This is a genomic window from Dolichospermum sp. DET69 (assembly GCA_017355425.1).
Taxonomy (GTDB): domain Bacteria; phylum Cyanobacteriota; class Cyanobacteriia; order Cyanobacteriales; family Nostocaceae; genus Dolichospermum.
Genome location: CP070233.1, coordinates 5,469,371 through 5,487,719, shown reverse-complemented (window position 1 = coordinate 5,487,719; position 18,349 = coordinate 5,469,371). Strand labels below are relative to the sequence as shown.

Annotated in this window: 17 protein-coding genes and 1 pseudogene; 11 read left to right on the top strand and 7 right to left on the bottom strand. The window is 37.9% G+C overall.

Annotated elements, in window-relative coordinates; genetic code table 11:
- Positions 1 to 197: 197 nt before the first annotated feature.
- On the bottom strand, positions 198 to 1,283 hold the full coding sequence (locus EZY12_25195; protein QSX67891.1) for a hypothetical protein: 1,086 nt from the start codon (positions 1,281 to 1,283) through the stop codon (positions 198 to 200).
- 255 nt (positions 1,284 to 1,538) lie between these two features.
- Here EZY12_25195 and EZY12_25190 point away from each other — a divergent pair.
- From EZY12_25190 to EZY12_25175, 4 genes and pseudogenes are all read left to right on the top strand, one after another.
- Positions 1,539 to 2,018: pseudogene (locus EZY12_25190) on the top strand (response regulator).
- 176 nt (positions 2,019 to 2,194) lie between these two features.
- Positions 2,195 to 3,403, top strand: a complete 1,209-nt coding sequence (locus tag EZY12_25185) for a transposase (GenBank protein ID QSX67890.1) — start codon at positions 2,195 to 2,197, stop codon at positions 3,401 to 3,403.
- A 258-nt stretch (positions 3,404 to 3,661) separates the two neighbouring features.
- On the top strand, positions 3,662 to 4,351 hold the full coding sequence (gene ubiE / locus EZY12_25180) for a bifunctional demethylmenaquinone methyltransferase/2-methoxy-6-polyprenyl-1,4-benzoquinol methylase UbiE (protein ID QSX67889.1): 690 nt from the start codon (positions 3,662 to 3,664) through the stop codon (positions 4,349 to 4,351).
- A 69-nt stretch (positions 4,352 to 4,420) separates the two neighbouring features.
- Positions 4,421 to 5,659, top strand: a complete 1,239-nt coding sequence (locus tag EZY12_25175; GenBank protein QSX67888.1) for a DUF445 domain-containing protein — start codon at positions 4,421 to 4,423, stop codon at positions 5,657 to 5,659.
- Positions 5,660 to 5,753: 94 nt separating this feature from the next.
- Here the strand turns inward: EZY12_25175 and EZY12_25170 are convergent, their stop codons facing one another.
- Positions 5,754 to 5,933 carry a hypothetical protein gene (locus tag EZY12_25170; GenBank protein QSX67887.1) on the bottom strand — a complete coding sequence of 60 codons (180 nt, stop codon included), beginning with the start codon at positions 5,931 to 5,933 and terminating at the stop codon, positions 5,754 to 5,756.
- 234 nt (positions 5,934 to 6,167) lie between these two features.
- Entirely contained in the window at positions 6,168 to 6,497 is a 330-nt protein-coding gene (locus EZY12_25165; GenBank protein QSX67886.1) for a hypothetical protein, read from the bottom strand.
- Positions 6,498 to 6,715: 218 nt separating this feature from the next.
- Here EZY12_25165 and EZY12_25160 point away from each other — a divergent pair, with 218 nt between their 5' ends.
- The gene (locus tag EZY12_25160) at positions 6,716 to 7,606 is read left to right on the top strand and encodes a DUF1186 domain-containing protein (protein QSX67885.1); all 891 of its coding nucleotides are present in this window, start codon (positions 6,716 to 6,718) and stop codon (positions 7,604 to 7,606) included.
- 62 nt (positions 7,607 to 7,668) lie between these two features.
- Here the strand turns inward: EZY12_25160 and EZY12_25155 are convergent, their stop codons facing one another.
- Positions 7,669 to 9,381 carry a diflavin flavoprotein gene (locus EZY12_25155; GenBank protein QSX70830.1) on the bottom strand — a complete coding sequence of 571 codons (1,713 nt, stop codon included), beginning with the start codon at positions 9,379 to 9,381 and terminating at the stop codon, positions 7,669 to 7,671.
- A 294-nt stretch (positions 9,382 to 9,675) separates the two neighbouring features.
- Complete coding sequence (locus EZY12_25150) at positions 9,676 to 11,394, bottom strand: diflavin flavoprotein (protein ID QSX67884.1); 1,719 nt, start codon at positions 11,392 to 11,394, stop codon at positions 9,676 to 9,678.
- A gap of 410 nt (positions 11,395 to 11,804) precedes the next feature.
- Between EZY12_25150 and EZY12_25145 the strand changes: the two genes are divergently transcribed.
- The 5 genes from EZY12_25145 (at position 11,805) to EZY12_25125 (ending at position 15,696) form a co-directional block, all read left to right on the top strand.
- Complete coding sequence (locus EZY12_25145) at positions 11,805 to 12,446, top strand: hypothetical protein (protein QSX67883.1); 642 nt, start codon at positions 11,805 to 11,807, stop codon at positions 12,444 to 12,446.
- An 11-nt stretch (positions 12,447 to 12,457) separates the two neighbouring features.
- Positions 12,458 to 13,267: a pentapeptide repeat-containing protein gene (locus tag EZY12_25140; GenBank protein QSX67882.1), complete on the top strand. Its 810-nt coding sequence runs from the start codon at positions 12,458 to 12,460 to the stop codon at positions 13,265 to 13,267.
- 57 nt (positions 13,268 to 13,324) lie between these two features.
- On the top strand, positions 13,325 to 13,552 hold the full coding sequence (locus EZY12_25135) for a hypothetical protein (protein ID QSX67881.1): 228 nt from the start codon (positions 13,325 to 13,327) through the stop codon (positions 13,550 to 13,552).
- A 25-nt stretch (positions 13,553 to 13,577) separates the two neighbouring features.
- Positions 13,578 to 14,903, top strand: coding sequence for an AAA family ATPase (locus tag EZY12_25130; GenBank protein ID QSX67880.1), 1,326 nt, complete (start codon positions 13,578 to 13,580; stop codon positions 14,901 to 14,903).
- Positions 14,904 to 15,063: 160 nt separating this feature from the next.
- On the top strand, positions 15,064 to 15,696 hold the full coding sequence (locus EZY12_25125) for a radical SAM protein (protein ID QSX67879.1): 633 nt from the start codon (positions 15,064 to 15,066) through the stop codon (positions 15,694 to 15,696).
- 186 nt (positions 15,697 to 15,882) lie between these two features.
- On the opposite strand, the gene EZY12_25120 is transcribed toward EZY12_25125, so the two are convergent.
- The gene (locus EZY12_25120; protein ID QSX67878.1) at positions 15,883 to 16,752 is read right to left on the bottom strand and encodes a hypothetical protein; all 870 of its coding nucleotides are present in this window, start codon (positions 16,750 to 16,752) and stop codon (positions 15,883 to 15,885) included.
- Between the two features lie 55 nt (positions 16,753 to 16,807).
- Between EZY12_25120 and EZY12_25115 the strand changes: the two genes are divergently transcribed.
- Positions 16,808 to 17,707 carry a metallophosphoesterase gene (locus EZY12_25115; GenBank protein ID QSX67877.1) on the top strand — a complete coding sequence of 300 codons (900 nt, stop codon included), beginning with the start codon at positions 16,808 to 16,810 and terminating at the stop codon, positions 17,705 to 17,707.
- Positions 17,708 to 17,944: 237 nt separating this feature from the next.
- On the opposite strand, the gene EZY12_25110 is transcribed toward EZY12_25115, so the two are convergent.
- Positions 17,945 to 18,181: a 50S ribosomal protein L28 gene (locus tag EZY12_25110; GenBank protein QSX67876.1), complete on the bottom strand. Its 237-nt coding sequence runs from the start codon at positions 18,179 to 18,181 to the stop codon at positions 17,945 to 17,947.
- Positions 18,182 to 18,349: the final 168 nt, after the last annotated feature.

The following is an 18,349-nucleotide window of genomic DNA, read 5'->3' as shown; positions in this document are numbered from 1 at the left end:
CACCTCCGTGGGTTAAAAACAAGCTAATATTAAGATTAAATCGGCGGTTAGAAACGGCATCTACACAGGCGAAACCCACCTCCGTGGGTTGAAAATAAGTATTCTTTCTTAGTCCACGCAGGTAGACTTTGTTTGTATAGATGCGGTTTCTAACCAGCGGGGCTTGTTCTGGGCATAAACCCTATGCCCCTACGACATTATTCATCAATTTGCCAAGCATCTTTGGCATATTCTTCATCGAAAATTTTCTTAGGACGAACCAAGACAATCATTTTTCCTAATAGGGGAATTGCTGGTGCAGTTTCAAACCATTGAAAGTCAATACTATCGCCGTTCTCAAATACAAAATAGTTGGAAATATCCCATTCTCTTTGGGCGCGATCTATGACGATCATAATTGGTTCAATTTTGTTTTGATGGGGGTTGGGGAAAATATCGCTATTCCCAATGACGACTACAGGATCTTCTGCATTTAGTAACACTTTCCAGCCTGGTAAGGATACCCAAGCTTGTTCTCCGGCAAATTTAACAATGCGGAATGGTTGAATTTCGGTAATAAAGGGGACGGCTTTTAACTCCTGTGGTGTTAATGGCAATTCACCTACTACTGGTAAAATCCGGGGTAAGTCTTCGTCAATTTCCAGACGATAAAATGGCAGAATGGGGGGCGCTAGTTTGGGAGTAACGCTAAAATCCATTAATAGTTGTTCTAGTTGTTTTCTCGCTGTTTCGGAGTGAACAAAGCGTAAACCTTTGGCAATTAAGCGCGATCGCTCTGATAAGTCAGATTTTTGTTTAGCATACTTCCACGATTGGTAAGCGATCGCATCTCCTGGATGTTTACTGAAACCTTCTGGTAAATTAGCAAACCAAGAATAATCTTTAACGGCTTTAGCTATATCCCTGACTACATCGGCATCAAGCTTGTATTGACAGGTTAAGTCGGCAGTGGTAGCCCGGTCTTCTTGGGTTAACCCACGTAGTTCATATAACACATCACTGCTTTTGTGCTGGTAATATGCTAATGTTTCTGGCGATGAGCCACATTTTTCCATAGAATGGTAAACCTGAGAGCCAACAATGACTTGATTTTGTTGAATCTGTTCAAATCCTGTGGCTTCAAAGATATCTTGGGGATTGTAACCGTTTTTTTGCAGGTAGGCGATCGCTTGTCCCCATTCCACCCAAGTACCTTGTTTTTGTCTCAGTTTGACTAATAATTCTGTTGCTGTCTGTGCTGTTTCCTGTTCAGGATTTTGAAGATTGGGCTGTATTTCGGTCATAATTATTAAAAAGTGCGTTTTTCAAGTTAATACTGTTTGATGAATGTAAAGAAATATGAAGTTGGGAAACTATTTTCTTCTCTTATCTGTATTTTGACTTATTGCTGATAAGAATATCAGCAGAAAATAACCATGATATATAATTGTAAAATTAGTGTATCAAACAACTTTGTATCTTACTTGGTTTTTTAGTGCTATTCTTAATATCATACAGGTACAAAATATAACAAAATAGAAAATAACACGACTATAAATATGGATAATCCCAATATTGAACTTGACAAAGTTCGCCGTCAACTGACTACCCTGGAAAGTCCCAAAAAACTCAAAATCCTAGTGGTTGACGATGAACCAGATAATCTGGATCTACTGTATCGAACATTTCGCCGTGATTTTCAGGTGCTAAAGGCTGATAGTGGAGTCACGGCTTTACAACTATTGGCACAGGAAGGGGAAGTAGCAGTCATTATCTCCGATCAACGGATGCCAGAAATGAAAGGTACGGAATTCCTTAGTCGGACTCTACCACAATTTCCCGATACAGTGCGAATAATTCTGACTGGGTTTACTGATATTGAAGATTCGGTAGAAGCAATTAACGCTGGACAGGTGTATAAATACATCACTAAACCGTGGAACGCAGGAGAATTAAAGGCTGTAGTCCAAAAAGCCGCAGAAAGCTATGATTCGCTCAAGCAGCGCACAGATCAGTTGCGGTATGCCCATGGACAAATGGATTTATCGAATCGCTGTAAGACTCCCGTCTCAGGGTCTCCCAGGCGGGGGATGTAAAGCGGTTCAAAACGCAGCACTAGGCAGATCAATATTGAGCGTTAGCGAAATAGAATCTGCATAGTAGCTAAGTTTTTAACAATCATGATATACTATTTATGTACCAAAGTTAGACATAAATGATCGTATTTGAGGCAAAACTTGAAGGACTTGACGAACAGTATCGAGCGCTTGATGAAGCGATTAGAACTGCTCGTTTTGTGCGGAATAGTTGCCTGAGATACTGGATGGACAATCAGGGCATTGGACGCTATGACCTAAATAAATTCTGCGCTGTACTTGCTGCTAATATTGAGTTTCCTTGGGTATCCAAATTAAACTCAATGGCCAGACAAGCCAGTGCAGAAAGAGCGTGGTCTGCTATTGCTAGGTTTTTTGATAACTGCAAGAAAAGCAAACCAGGGAAGAAAGGTTTTCCAAAGTTTAAGAAAGAACAAACACACGGTTCTGTTGAATACAAAACCTGTGGTTGGAAACTTTCTGACGACCGCAGGTACATCACTTTCACCGATGGATTTGAAGCAGGAACATTTAAACTTTGGGGAACCCGTGACTTGCACTTCTACCAACTTAAACAGTTTAAAAGAGTGCGAGTGGTGCGTCGGGCTGATGGGTATTATGCTCAGTTTTGCATTGACCAAGAACGACTCGAAAAGCATGAGCCAACGGGTAAAACTATTGGTATTGATGTGGGCTTGAACCATTTCTACACCGATAGTAACGGTGAAACAATCGCCAATCCTAGACATCTTCGCCAGAGTGAGAAGTCTTTAAAACGGTTGCAACGCCGGATGTCCAAGACAAAAAAGGGTTCTCAAAATAGAGTTAAGTTTAGAAATAAACTGGCACGTAAGCACCTCAAAGTAAGTCGCCAACGTAAAGACTTTGCTGTAAAAACAGCAAGGTGCGTAGTGAAGTCTAACGACCTCGTGGCGTATGAAGATTTGAAAGTGCGGAATATGGTAAGGAACAGACACCTTGCCAAGTCGATTAGTGACGCAGCGTGGACTTTGTTCCGTGAATGGGTTGAGTATTTTGGTAAAGTGTTTGGCGCAGTCACGGTTGCGGTGCCGCCTCATTTCACCTCACAAAACTGCTCGAATTGTGGTGAAGTGGTGAAAAAAACCCTGAGTATCAGAACCCATGTATGCCTTCATTGTGGGCATATCCAAGACCGTGATTGGAACGCAGCGCGTAACATATTAGAAAAAGGATTGAGTACGGCGGGTCACGTCGGAACTAACGCCTCTGGAGAGACTGATCAATACTTGAGTGGGGAAACTCCTTCAAGCAAATCAACTCGTGGAAAGAGGAAGCCCAAAGAGTGATCTTTGGAATCCCCACCCTCTACGGAGTAGGGTGGGGAGGATGTCAACAGTAGAATTATTAGCGATTTTCCTTGCTAGTAGTAGTTGTTGCTCTTCTAAAACAGAATAGCAAGAGGTAGGGGCGCAGGGCCTGCGCCCAGGAAGGAGTCATGGAAAAGAACAAATAAGAAAATTCCTTCCTTTATTCCCTATTCCCTATTCCCTGTTCCCTATTCCCTATTCCCTGTTCCCTATTCCCTATTCCCTATTCCCTCAAAAATGAGTAACGAAGTTCAGACTATATTTAATCGTATTGCTCCTGTTTATGACCAACTTAACGATCAGTTAAGCTGGGGACAACACCGCATTTGGAAAGAAATGACAGTCAAATGGAGCGCAGCCAAATCTGGTAATACTAGCTTAGATTTGTGCTGCGGTAGTGGTGATTTAACTTTTCGGTTAGCACGCCATGTAGGAATGACAGGCCAAGTTTATGGAGTTGATTTTTCGGCTAATTTACTGAATTTTGCTCAAGAACGCGGCAAAAAATCCTATCCCCAACCTCCTATTACTTGGATAGAAGCAGATGTATTAAATTTACCTTTTGATGATAATTATTTTGATGCAGCTACTATGGGCTATGGATTAAGAAATGTTAAAGATATTCCTGGTAGTCTTCAAGAAATACACCGTGTTCTCAAACCAGGAGCAAAAGCTGCAATTTTAGATTTTCATCGTCCCAGCAATGAACAGTTACGCGCTGTGCAACAGTGGTATTTAAATAATTGTGTAGTTCCCATGGCCACTAATTTAGGCTTAAAAGACGAATATGCTTATATTAGCCCTAGTTTAGACCGCTTCCCCACTGGGAAGGAGCAAATAGAGTTAGCGCGTCAAGCTGGTTTTGTGGATGTTACACACTATCCCATTGCTAACGATATGATGGGAGTATTGGTAGTAAGTAATTAAAAATTAAAAATTAAAAATTAAAAAAACTTCTACCGATTACCAATTACCAATCACCCAATCCAAAAACCTGTGGATTTGTCTCGAATTCTATTATATATATCTCCCCCAATTTTGGGTGGATTAATTGGCTATTATACCAACGACATAGCCATAAAAATGTTATTTCGTCCCTATAAAGCAGTTTATATTTTGGGACAAAAAGTACCGTTTACTCCTGGTTTAATTCCTAGCAATCAGGAACGGTTAGGACAAAATATTGCTAATGCGATTATGAAGTCGCTCTTGACTCCAGAAGAAATCCAAAATCTGGCGCGGAAACTCCTGCAACCTGAACGGCTACAGGGCGGGATTTTCTGGTTATTACGTCTAGTAGTTGATCAAGTTAAAGGTGATAAAAATCCTCGTAGCACTAAGATTTTGGCGGGAATTTTGCGTGATTTATTGGGTGAATCTTTACCTCGTCTTTTGAAGGTTTTAGCGCGACAAGAAACATTTTTAGAAACGCAAATTAACCAAATATTTGACAAAGTATTACTAGAGTTTCAACTCAGTGAAGAACAATCTATCCGGTTAGCTGATTGGTTATTAGAGATAGTTTTACCTCCCGATAGGTTACGACAAGTTATCATTGATTTTTTAACAGATCGCACAATTCAAACTATTGATGAAAGCTTTCGAGAAAAAACCAGTGGTACTTATTGGGTAGTAGCAAATCTATTTGGATTAAAGAACACTCTGACTCGATTGCGGACATTTTGCTTAGATGAAAAGGAAGCAACGAACAAAAGATTGCAAGAATTAATTAAAGATTTAAAAATGCGCGATCGCATTAAGGAAGTATTAGAAAATTTATCTTTACAAAATCTCCCGGTTGGTACAGTGCGGCAACTGAGAAAAACTATTAGAGATAATGTGCGTCAATATCTGCAAAATAGTGGTAGCGATTTGCTCAAAGAATTAACAGAATCGGCTGACTGGGAAAGAATTTCTATTGTCTTACTCAATCGGTTAAGTAGTTCACCAGTTGTCAATACTTCTTTAGAAGTTGTAGCGCGGGATTTGGCAGTAATTTTAGAGAAGTATTTAACTCAAGATTTGGAAGTTATTGTGCAGCAAGCAATTCCGATTTTATCTATAGATCAAGTAATTGTAGAACGAGTAAAAGCTACTTCACCGGCTGAATTGGAAGATGCAATTGAGGGAATTGTCAGAAATGAATTACAAGCAATTGTAACTTTAGGTGGTGTTTTAGGTTTTGTTGTCGGTTTATTGCAAGTAGGATTTTTATTCATTAGTCAATCGATGTAATAGGGAAGAGGGAACAGGGACTAAATAAGGGGTCAGAAAAGAATTTTCTTTCTCCTGACTCTGTGACTTTGTGACTCTGTGACTCCTACTACAATTAAGATTGTTGTTTACCCTTGGAGGCACATTTTTTGCTCCAGCATCGTTCTAAAAGTTGAATTCGCCAAAGAATGGCAAAGCGTTGGGGACTCCAAACTAGTTGAATATCATGGCTAAACAATGGCTGGTTTAAATATTGCCAAAGCGGAAATTTAATTTTTGTGTGTTTGGGGGTCATGGGAGGAATAAAATATTATGTAATTACCTCGGACTGAGTTGACAGTTTACTTCATAGATTTCAACTAAGTAGGTAAACAGAAAAAACCGTAGACGCGAAGCGGCTTCTCGAAGAGTAAGTAGGTGTACATAATAAAAGCGACATTTATTGCGTTTTATAAAATGGCTGAAACTCAATCAGAATCTCGCATTGAGATAACTTTATATACCGTTACATACCTTTAAATTTTCCTGTTTACCTACTTAATATGTAACGAAAAGTAAAATATCCCAAAACCTCTTCTGGAGTTCTCTGTTCCCTTGTTATAACGACAATTTTTAACGCCCACCTACTTACCAATACCTTACTATTAGCAGAAGTCAGTGAACTAGCAGCCGTAACTACACAATCGAAAATAGGTAGTTCTTTAATAGTACCATTAACTATTTCTACATTGGGTAAACCGGCGAAGTAATCTGCAAAGGTTCTACATGAAAAATCTTTAGTGTCTAGTAAAATTAGTTTGCGGGGAATGTCATCACTCCATAACTGATTAGAATCGAAGTTGGTAATCCTGTAACGCAATATCTCTGGATGAAATTTATTACCTATTTCTGTGTGCTTAGACTGTTACAAAACTGAGTGCATATACTTTTTTTGAGTTTTTTGTATCTTTGGAAGTAGATACAAGTACGTAATTTGATCTATGACAAATCAAATAAGAATGGTATAGTATTTCCTGAGTGCTTCTAGTAGATCATCAGCACTACCATTTTTTGTCAACTTAATTTTTAATATTTGATATGCAGTTAGAAGAAATTTTGTCTGAATTAGAAAACAATACTGGAACGTTTCCCCGTCTAGCTATAGAGAGAGCTATTGAAGAACGAGAAGCTATTACTCCTGTTTTATTAGCTACTTTGGAAGAATGTAAAAATAATTTGGAGGAATTCTTTGATAAAGATGCATATATGTTGCATATTTATGCCTTATATTTATTAGCACAATTTAGAGAAACTAAAGCTTATCCTCTAATTATTGAATTTTTTTCAATTCCGGGTGATATGCCATTAGATATAACTGGAGATGTCGTCACTGAAGATTTAGCGAAAATTTTAGCTTCTGTTTATGATGGAAATATTGAGCCAATCAAGCAACTGATAGAAAATGCAGAACTTAATGAATATGTTAGAGATGCTGCTATTCAATCATTAGTTGTTCTCATGCTTCAAGGAATTATTACTAGAGAGGAGGTTATTAAATATTATGAGGAACTTTTTGTAAGCAAACTTAAAAATGAACCGGAAGATTCTTATGTCTGGACTCATTTAGTTAAGAATAGTGCCAATATTTGTCCTATTGAATTGAAGGAACATATTGACAGAGCTTTTGAGAATGATTTAATTGATTTATGGTATATTAGGCAAAAGAATGTGCATGATGCTATTGAAATTGGTGTAGAAGCTGCCTTAGATAAATTACGTAATAATCAACGTTATTCCTTGATTGATAATACTATATCAGAAATGGAGCATTGGGCTTGTTTTCGACCAAAGACACCAGATAAAAAGTATAATTTACCCATTGTCTCAGAAGGCTTTAATCCCTCAGTTAACAAAAATAAAGATAAAGCTGATAAGAAGAAAAAAATGCAGAAAGAGTCCCGACGCAAAAATCGGACAAAGAAAAAATAATTTCTGATCACCCTTGTAGAGACGTTCCATAGAACGTCTCTATATCCTTTAAATCCAGATTTCTAATAGTATGAACCTGTTTTCCGGTGGTTAATAGCAGTCATAGCATCAGGCTTGAGTAATTTACCATTATCTACGGTTGCATATATCACCCAATGATCACCGCATTCTAGGCGCTGTTGCACTAAACATTCTAGATATGCACAAGCTTCGGTTAAAACTGTACAACCATTGTCTGCTTCTACTTTAGGGAAATTGGCAAATCTATCTTCTCCAGGTTGGAAACTCTTACGGAAATGTTTCATATATTCCACATGAACACCTTCAGGGAGGATATTCAAGACAAATTTACCACCAGGATATAATAGAGATTCAACTGCGCGATCTTTGGCGATCGCTACCGTAATTCCTGGCGGATTAAAAGTAGCTTGAGATACCCATGTACCCATCATCCCTGTAGAAAATTCTCCCTGCTTGGCACTAATTACACAAACAGAACCAATAATTCTGCCTACAGCTTGTTCCGTAGGGGTTGAAGCTTGTTGAGGAACACGCACTTTTTTTGCCTTTCTTAAACTTTGAGCAAAGTCTGTACCAACTTCTTCGCAATATTTGAGCGTAACTTCATCTGGTTTAAATTTCACCTTCAAGGTATCAAAACCAAAACGATAACCAGCGTCTCGGAGTTTACATTCTACCAAGTCTAAAGCCTCACCACTCCAACCGTAAGAACCAAATACTCCCGCAGGTTTAGTATTATCACCTATAGAGAGGACAATACCTAAGGCGGTATGAATAGGCGTAGGTGCGTGACCGCCAATGGTAGGAGTCCCAATGATAAAACCATCTGCTTGTTCCAAGCTGGCACGGATTTCGTCAACGGTCGCAAATTCACAGTTCACAGATTTAACCGCAACGCCACCTTTGGTTAATCCTAACGCTATTGCCTGTGCTAATGTGGCAGTGTTGCCATAAGCTGAAGCGTAGAGTAGTGCTACAGATATTTCTCGATCTTTTTGAGCGCGACTCCACTCACTGTACGATTTTGTCAGGTCAATTAAACTGGTACGTACTAATGGACCATGACCGACAGCATACATTCTCACCTGTAAATCAGAGATTTTCTCCAAAGCTGATTCCACGTGAGTTGCATGGGGAGCCATGAGACAATTAAAGTAATAACGTTGGTCTTCTTTGAAGGTTTCCCAATGATCATCAAATACTTCTTCCCCACAGATATGAGCGCCGAACAGTTTATCTGTAAAGAGAATTTGGGTTTTTTGATCATAAGTACAAAGTGCTTCTGGCCAGCGGGGACTAGGAGTAGGTAAGAATTTCAAAACATGATCTTTCCCTAAATCTAGGGTTTCTTTCCCCCGCATAACTAAAAGTTTGATATCTTGATCTGTAAAAGCCGCACGTAAATTATTCGCAGCGGGAAGAGAACAAACAAAGGTAATTTGTGGTGCAATTGTTAAAATTGCTTTTAAGGTAGGAATCCGATTGGGATTAAAATGTCCCAAAATCACATAATCTAACTTTTGAACATTAATGGTTTTCTGCAATGCTTCCAGATAAATTTCTGTAAATCCTTCCGCTGGAGGATCTATTAATGCAGTTTTATCAGATTCTATTAAATAGCAATTGGATGTAGTTCCCCGTTCCAGTGCATATTCAATTTCAAATCTCAGCCGTGATTTACTCCGTGATCTTAATACTTTTGTGTTAGTAGCAATAGGTAGAATTTGGACATCACGTGGACGAGAGTCACTCATGGCTACTTGTTGCGGTGAAAACACTTGAGAAACCCAATTTTTAGCGGATTCAACAACGTTAGAAAATGAATCTGGAAGTGTCATAGTAATTATGAAAGATAGTTAGTTAATAATTAGGGAATAGGGAATAGGGAATAGGGAACAGGGAACAGGGAACAGGGAACAGATAGATAAGGGGGTAATTACGAATTACCAATTACCAATTACGAATTACCAATTACGAATTACGAATTACGAATTACCCATTACCCATTACCCATTACCAATTACCCATTACCAATTACCAATTACCCATTAGTAATAGTTTCCGACTTTGCGATGACGGACTGCGGTAATTCCGTCTGGTTTAGAAACTTTTCCATCTTCAACTGTGCAATATAAAATCCAGTGATCACTACATTCCATACTGTTGACTACTTCGCATTCCATGTATGCAAGTGCATCAGTAAGAATGGGTGAACCATTTTTAGCAGTTTGGATTTTTACGTCTGCAAATCTATCAGTGCCAGGATTTAAACGTTTGAGAAAATGCTTTTTCAGGTCTTGATAGTTGCCTTCTTCTAGTACATTAAGAACAAAGCGATCGCCTACGTGCAATAAATTATCTAAAGCGCGATCTTTGGCTACAGCAATAGTAAAACCTAAAGGCTGTAAACTGGCTTGTGTTACCCAAGAAGCGATCATTGCACCGCTAACATCACCTTTTTTGGCAGTAACAATATACAAACCATTACTAATTCTTCCCAACGCTTTTTCCATATTCACGTCGAGAGATTTGATTTGTTTAATATTGCGTTCTCGGACTAATAATTGTCCTAAACCAGCACCTGCATCAGTACATAGTTGATAGGTGGACTCTGTAGGATTATTTTTAATGCGAATAGCTGGGAAAGCTTCCTTAATACCTAAGTCAATAAATTTGCGTCTGAGAGTATCAATAGGTTCATCATCTCCACCATAGGATTCAAATAAACCAACTACTTGTTTATTTTTAGCAACTGCTAATAAGGAACTAATAGCAGATTGAGCTTTAATTGCGCTGGTAGGAGGCATACCAATAATTAAACCAGATGCTCTCCCGGCTAATTCTTGAATTTCTTGACTGTCTGCGGTACTAAGATCCAATACTTCTACACCGACACCAGCTTTTTGCAAACCATCACCAATTGCGTGTCCTAATTTATCGCTATGTCCATAACCAGAGACATAAAATAAACCCACAGTAGTTTCTGTTTTCGCTTGTTTTTGACTCCAATTGTGATAACATTCTGTGAGGATATCTAAATTATGATGCAGTAATGGCCCATGTCCATTGGCAATAATTTTAATTTCGCCAAGTTCCCCCATTCTTTTCATTGCATTCAGCAAAGAACGAGCATTTGGGCCCATTAAACAATCATAATAAAAGCGAAAATCAGCTTCAATTGCTTCTAAGTCTTCGTCGAAAGTGCGATCATCACAGAAGTGCATTCCGAACGCATCACAAGTGTAGAGAATTTGGGTTTTGCGATCAAAGCTAAAAATAGTATCTGGCCAGTGTAAATTTGGCGCACTGACAAATTCCATTTCATGTTCTTTACCAATTTTTAGGCGATCGCCACTTTTGACAATCCGCTTAGAAAAAGGTTCATGTACCAAACCTTCTAAAAATTGCAAAGCTACTTTGGAAGCTAAAACTGTGGCTCTTGGTGCTAACTGTAAAACATCTTCTACCAAGCCACTATGATCAGGTTCAGTATGGCTAACAATTATATAGTCAATAGTTTTAGGATTAACTAAACCCTTGAGAGTGTCTAAATACAGATCACGAAACTTCTGGTGAGAAGTATCAATTAAAACTGTTTGTTCACCTCTAATTAAGTATGAATTATAGGTTGTACCATTTTGTAAACCAAATTCAATATCAAAACGATCCCGATCCCAATCAAGAGAACGAATCGCGGTAGTGTTAGGGGCAATTTCTACAGTTTGTATAGTTAATCGGTTCTGAATAGTCTCTGAGATAGCTACCATTATGTCTGAGAGTAAATAAATAAACAATCATTTCTTCTGCCACCATTCTCGCTAGTATTCTTTTTTAAAGCTGTAATAAAAACTATATTTCCTAAAATTAAACTTGTAATAATAGATGCAGTAATTAATTGATAATTGATAACTGACCACTTTCACGGTAAACTCATATATTGCACTAGGCAACTGGAAGTCACAGCTACACAGACAAAACCCACCTGCGTGGGTTGGAAATACTACGTTTTCTTTGAGTAGCACTAGGCGACTGGAAGTCACAGCTACACAGACAAAACCCACCTGCGTGGGTTGGAAATGCTACGTTTTCTTTGAGTCAGCATAGGTTGACTTCGTTTGTATGGTTCCGCGATTTCTAATCGCTAGGGTTAATTAACGTTTATTGGAGAATTAAGACCTTGGGTATAGAACTACGCAGCTTCGTATTTCTAGACAATCTGCAACCTCAACACGCCGCATACATGGGAACAGTAGCCCAGGGGTTCTTACCATTACCGGGGGACACATCCCTATGGATTGAAATTTCCCCTGGTATCGAAATCAACAGAATTACGGACGTAGCTCTGAAATCCGCTTCTGTCCGTCCTGGAGTGCAAGTAGTAGAACGGTTATACGGACTTTTAGAAATACATTCTGGCTCTCAAGGGGAAACACGAGCCGCTGGAGATGCTATTTTGGCCTTTTTAGGTGTGAAAAAAGAGGAATGTCTCAAACCGCGGGTAATTTCTAGCCAAGTTATCCGCAACATTGACGCTTACCAAACCCAACTAATTAACCGTAGTCGTCGGGGACAACTCCTATTAGCAGGACAAACCCTTTATGTATTAGAAGTTGAACCAGCGGCTTATGCTGCATTAGCAGCCAATGAAGCGGAAAAAGCCGCGCAAATTAATATTCTCGAAGTTCAAGCTGTCGGTAGTTTTGGCCGACTTTATTTAGGTGGAGCAGAACAAGATATTTTAGCAGGAGCAGCGGGAGCTTTAGCCGCAATTGAAAATTCACCAGGAAGAGAAAATCCTCAAGGTAAGCGGAACGAATAAAGGAGCAAAAAATGGCAAACCAACAACATCTTAATTTACTGCGAGCAGGTGCGGTTACTTGGATAGAATGGAGAAAGAAAAATCCCCAAATTGAAATTGATCTTAGCGGTGCAAATCTACTAGGAGAAAACCTCCGAGGGGCAAATCTCCAAGAAGTAAATTTGAATAAAGTCAATTTAGCTCACGCTTTATTAGTGCGAACTAATTTTAGTAATGCTAATCTTAGTAATGCTATTTTTTATCAAGCTAAATTAATTGAAGCTAACTTGAGTAAAGCTAACTTGAGCATTGCTAATTTGAGTGGTGCAATCTTGACACAAGCAAATTTAAGTTTTGGAAACTTTATTGGTGCTGATTTTAGTACCGCAAATCTGGAAAATGCTGTGATTAACGATGCAAATTTAATTGGTACAGATTTTCAAAATGCTAATTTAAAAGATGCGGATTTAGCAGCCACCCAACTTATTCGCAGTAATCTCAGTTTTGCAACTTTAATTGCAGCTAATTTAATTACTGCTAATTTAAGTGAAGCGAATTTATATGAAGCAGAATTAATGACTGCTCAACTTTATCAAGCTAACCTCTATAAAGCCAATTTAACTAAAGCTCATTTAGGAAACGCATTTTTATCTAAAGCTAATTTGAGTGAAGCGAATTTAACGGAAGCTGATTTAAGTTGGGCAAATTTAAAAGGTGCGAATTTAGCAGGAGCAAATTTGCAAGGTGCGACTATTAGAGGTACAAATTTTCAAGGAGCAAATCTAAAAGGGACAATTTTAGAGAACAACTTAGAATTATTAACACCAAAGAAATGCAATTAAGGGTGATGAGATAATATGTTAAAATAAGATCAACTGTAACACACTCTTATTGATAATATGAATGCTCATAAAATCGAAACTGCTTTAACTGAAGATGGAACTTTATTATTACAAGGTTTACCTTTCCATGCTGGTGATGTTATGGAAGTGATTATTTTACAACCTCAATCAGCACAACATCAAATTAAATCTCTAGAAACACAAAATACCAATCTTTATCCTTTACGTGGCAAAGTTATTCGTTATGATGATCCTACTGAACCTGTAGCTTTAGAAGAAGATTAGTAATTTTATCAAGAAAAATAAATCAATGCACATTCAAAAAGTCACTATCAAAAACTTCCGCTGCTTTGAGCATTTGGAAGTTAATTTAGATCCCGACATCAATATTTTTGTTGGCAATAATGGATCAGGTAAAAGTGCATTATTGGATGCTATTGCTATTGCAATGATTCCCTATGTTATTAAGATTCAGAAGCTTTTAGCCACAGAAGAGACCACAGAAGAGATAGAAGGCAAATCACTTGTTTTAGAACGACGAGAGGTATCAGCCAATCAAGAAGATAATAGAAAAATAAATCCACCAGAATTCACTGTATCTGCTACTGGTTTTTCAGATTGGACAAGTGTTTATGAAGAAATGATTGCTAATAATAAGTTGCCTTTATCTCTATCATTCAAAGGTTTAACAAAGCTTTTAGCCGAACTGGAAAGTAAATTTTTAAATCAATTAGATAACAAAAAATCAGACCTTTCCATTATAGCTTATTATAGAGGTGATCGCCACTTAAATAATATTGATGATATTGAATATATTTCAAATAAATACTTCAATAGATTTGATGCTTTAAATAACATTCTTGATGCAACATCTGATTTTACAGATTTAGCTAACTGGTTTTTTGTGCGCGAGTTACAAGAATTAAGAGAGGTGAAAAAGCGGAGAGATATTAACTTTGAACTTCCTGATTTAAAACAAGTAAGAAATGCTATTTCTACAATTATTGCTCCCAATGCTCGCGTTTATTTTTCAGGTGCAACATCTGCAAAATTGATGGTTGAGTGGACAATGGAAACAGGAGAAAAAAGAGAACTTTTACTTAGTCAATTAAGTGCCGATTATCGCAATATGTTAGCTTTAGTAATGGATTTTGCACGTCGGTTAGCACAAGCAAACCCACCAATGGAAAACCCGTTAGCAGCAGAAGCCATTTTAATGATTGATGAGTTAGATTTGCATTTACATCCAACTTGGCAACAAAAGATTATTCCTGATTTAAAAAAGGTATTTCCCAACACTCAAATTATCGCTACTACTCACAGTCCTGAAGTTGTGACAACTGTAAAACAAAATCAAGTATGGATATTAGAAGATTATCAAATAAAATCATGTCCTGAACCTACCAAAGGCAGGAAAAGTTCAGATATTGTCAGAAATATTTTAGGGTTGAGTGAGTTAAGACCAGATACAGAAGAATCACGAACACTCACACGCCTTTTTGAAGCAATTGATAATGGTCAATTAGAAGAAGCAAAACGCATACGTCAAGAACTACAAGAGTGGGAATCCTATGATCCAGATATGACTAGAGCAGATATGCAAATTCGCCGATTAGAACGGAGAAATGCAGTATGAAAAATGTGCTGATTTGGGTTTACTAAGTACCAAATGATCTAAGCTTAATTACACAAAATAGCCAAATTTTAAAAAAGCTTATATTTTCTTTCTCCACACCTTTCAATAGTCTCGCTATATTAACAAGTAATAGGAAAAGTTAAAAAGGAGTTGACAAGAGATGGAAACCAACCCTATGAACCCATCACTAGGACTCGCTGATATCCCCCCCGGCTATCTTAATATTATGGGTTATGTTGACCAATCAGAGGTTAATGGCCCCGGTTGTCGCGCAGTTGTTTGGGTGCAAGGTTGTAACCGGGAGTGTTCTGGTTGCTTTAATCCCGACTCTTGGGCATTTGAAATTAATGATTTAGTTGCTATTGATACCTTAGCTGAAAGTATTCTCAAAAATCCCCTCAATACTGGTATAACTTTTTCCGGTGGTGAACCATTTTGGCAAGCACCCGCATTAACAATTTTAGCTAAAAAGTTAAAAGCAGCGGGATTAAATGTCATGTCTTTTACTGGTTTTACACTCCAGCAATTACAATCTAATTCTGCACCTCCAGGTACAAAAGAATTATTAGCAGAATTAGATATTTTGATTGATGGTCCTTTTGTCAAATCTCTAGCAATTAATTCTCCTGATTCTCCCGTTTCTTCTAGTAATCAAAATGTCAATATCTTTAACCCAGAATTTGCCGATAAAATTACTTGGGCTAGTGATCAAATTGAAGTGCATATTCTCAAAGATGGTAATCGTATTGTTACAGGTTATCAAGGTTTATTAGAATTAGAGACTTCCAAATAAAAAAATATCCCAAAATTTCTTGTGGTGCAGGCATCTTGCCTGCTAATAATATTAGGACGGGCAAGATGCCCATCCCACAAGATTGGACATTTTTCTTATAGCGGTATGCACTTGAATGAGGTAAATCATAGCCCCCTCCTCGCTTGCGGGGAGGGGGTTGGGGGTGGGGTTCTTATATCTCGAATATTACCTTTTAAAAATGATCATTTTATTACCCACTACTGGACTACGGGCAATTAATTTCCCTTGAAAATCAACAATTTCTAAATGGATAAAATTAAGTTCTTGAGAACGTTGTAATATTTTCGCAGCTAGTTTATCCTGTTGCGATTTTTCCAATTTATCCCAAATATTATTAATTTTTAGAGTTAAATCGCTAGTACGAAAATTAGCATTGATAGGTTTTATCAGTTGAGAAACAATATTTTTGTCTTTCGTATTCTTAACAGCAACGCTAATGTCTGAAAACTGATTTTCAATTGCTGCTAATAAAGTTTGTTCTGGTGTTAATTCTACAACTGGAGTTGGAGTGGCTTCTGGTTCTACAACTGGAGTTAGAGTGGGTTCTGGTTCTACAACTGGAGTTGGAATAGGTTGTGCTTCTACAACTGCGGTGGGAATGGGTTTTGCTTCTATAACTGGAGTGGGAATAGGTTCTGCTTTTATAACTGCGGTTGGTGGGATAACTTCTTCTACTGGGGGAACAGTTGCCACTTCAGCAGATTTAGGAATAAACATAAATGTAGTTATCCCTATTGTCACCACAAAAATTACTGCAAAAACTCCTGTCAAAACTGTATCTGACACATTGTTAGATATATTTGATGGTAAAAATAAGCGGAATGTTCTTAAAAATCCATCCCAACGCGATAAAAAATTAGTTTTATTCTGATTATCACCAGGTATTTCTGTCTCCAGTTTGACTACTGTAGTTTCTAAAACACCAATCGTTCCCCGCAAAATTTGGATAAATGTCCTTTTCCAAATTGGTTGATTTTTTTGATAGAGTGTAGACGGGGGTTCATTTATTAGTTTTCTGCGTTTGTCTGGTGACATGGAACTTTTACCCAGATTAGCGAATCAAAAATACTTAACAATTCAAAATTCAAAAATGAATATTAAACGCCGTCAATTTTTACTTTTAAGTGGAATCAGTACCATAGCAACTGGATTTCTAAGTGGGAAATTATCAAATACAAATTCTCTCATAGAAACTGCAATAGCAGCTAAACCAGTTAAAAAAGATTTATTATTGCGTTTTGTCTCCGTTGCTGATACGGGAACTGGGACAAAAGGCCAATATGGTGTAGCTAATGCTATGAATTTTTATCATCAGCAAAATCCCTACAATTTAGTAGTTTTAGCTGGTGACAATATCTATAATAATGGCGAAATTGAAAAAATTAATGAAGTTTTTGAACGTCCCTATCAACCTTTACTTAAAAATGGTGTCAAGTTTCATGCTTGTTTAGGTAATCATGATATTCGCACTGATAATGGTGTTCCGCAACTTAAATATCCTGGCTTGAATATGCAGGGGCGTTATTACACTTTTAGTCAAAATAAAGTTCAGTTTTTTGCTTTAGATACTAATGGTAATGCTGATTGGAAAAATCAGTTAATTTGGTTAGAGAAGGAATTAAGTATGAGTAAAGCACCTTGGAAGGTTGTCTTTGGTCATCATCCCATTTATTCATCTGGTCAATATGGGAGTAATGCAAGTTTTATTAAAACCTTTACTCCTTTATTTAAAAAATACAATGTCCAACTTTATATCAATGGTCATGAACATAATTATGAACGGACTCGCGCCATTAATGGCACTACCTATTTAATCTGTGGTGCTGGCGCTGGAAATCGTCCCGTTGGCCGTTCTCAATGGACAGAATATTCCACAAGTGATTTGAGTTTTGCAGCTTATAATGTCTATGCAGATAAAATGGAAGTGAGTGGAATTGGTACTAATAACCGCATTTTTGATCGGGGTGTAATTAAGTTAAATAGTATTTAATAAAAGGAGTCAGTAGGGGCGCAGGGCCTGCGCCCAGTCAAGACCTGCGCCCAATCAAGACCTGCGCCCAATCAAGACCTGCGCCCAATCAAGACCTGCGCCCAATCAAGACCTGCGCCCAATCAAGACCTGCGCCCAGTCAGGAAGAAAAAAGTATAATAATCAATATCAAAGGTCTTTTCTTCCCCCTGTTCCCTGTTCCCTATTCCCTGTTCCCTGTTCCCTATTCCCTACTATTTAGTAATGGTTGAGGTTGATTCCTGCTTCTTTTGCCATTGCGTCTAAACCTTTGAATTCTAAGGTTTTGATAGCTTTGGTGGAAAGTTTCAATTTTACCCAACGGTTCCCAGCAGCCCACCAAATCCGCTTACTTTGCAGATTAACGTGTTGTAGACGGTTGGTGTGACGGTTGGAGTGGGATACGGAACAAGCGTTATTGGCTTTTTTACCAGTTAATTGACAACGACGGGACATAATAAATATCTCCTAGAGTGTTATTTAAAGACAACCTTCCTATTATATCTGCTCAAAGGCTAGATTGACAGGGATTGGTGATTGGGGAAATATTTTCATGTAGAGACGTTCCATGGAACGTCTCTACGTTTTTTAATCAAAAAAAGTCTCTACATTGTTATGTCTAAG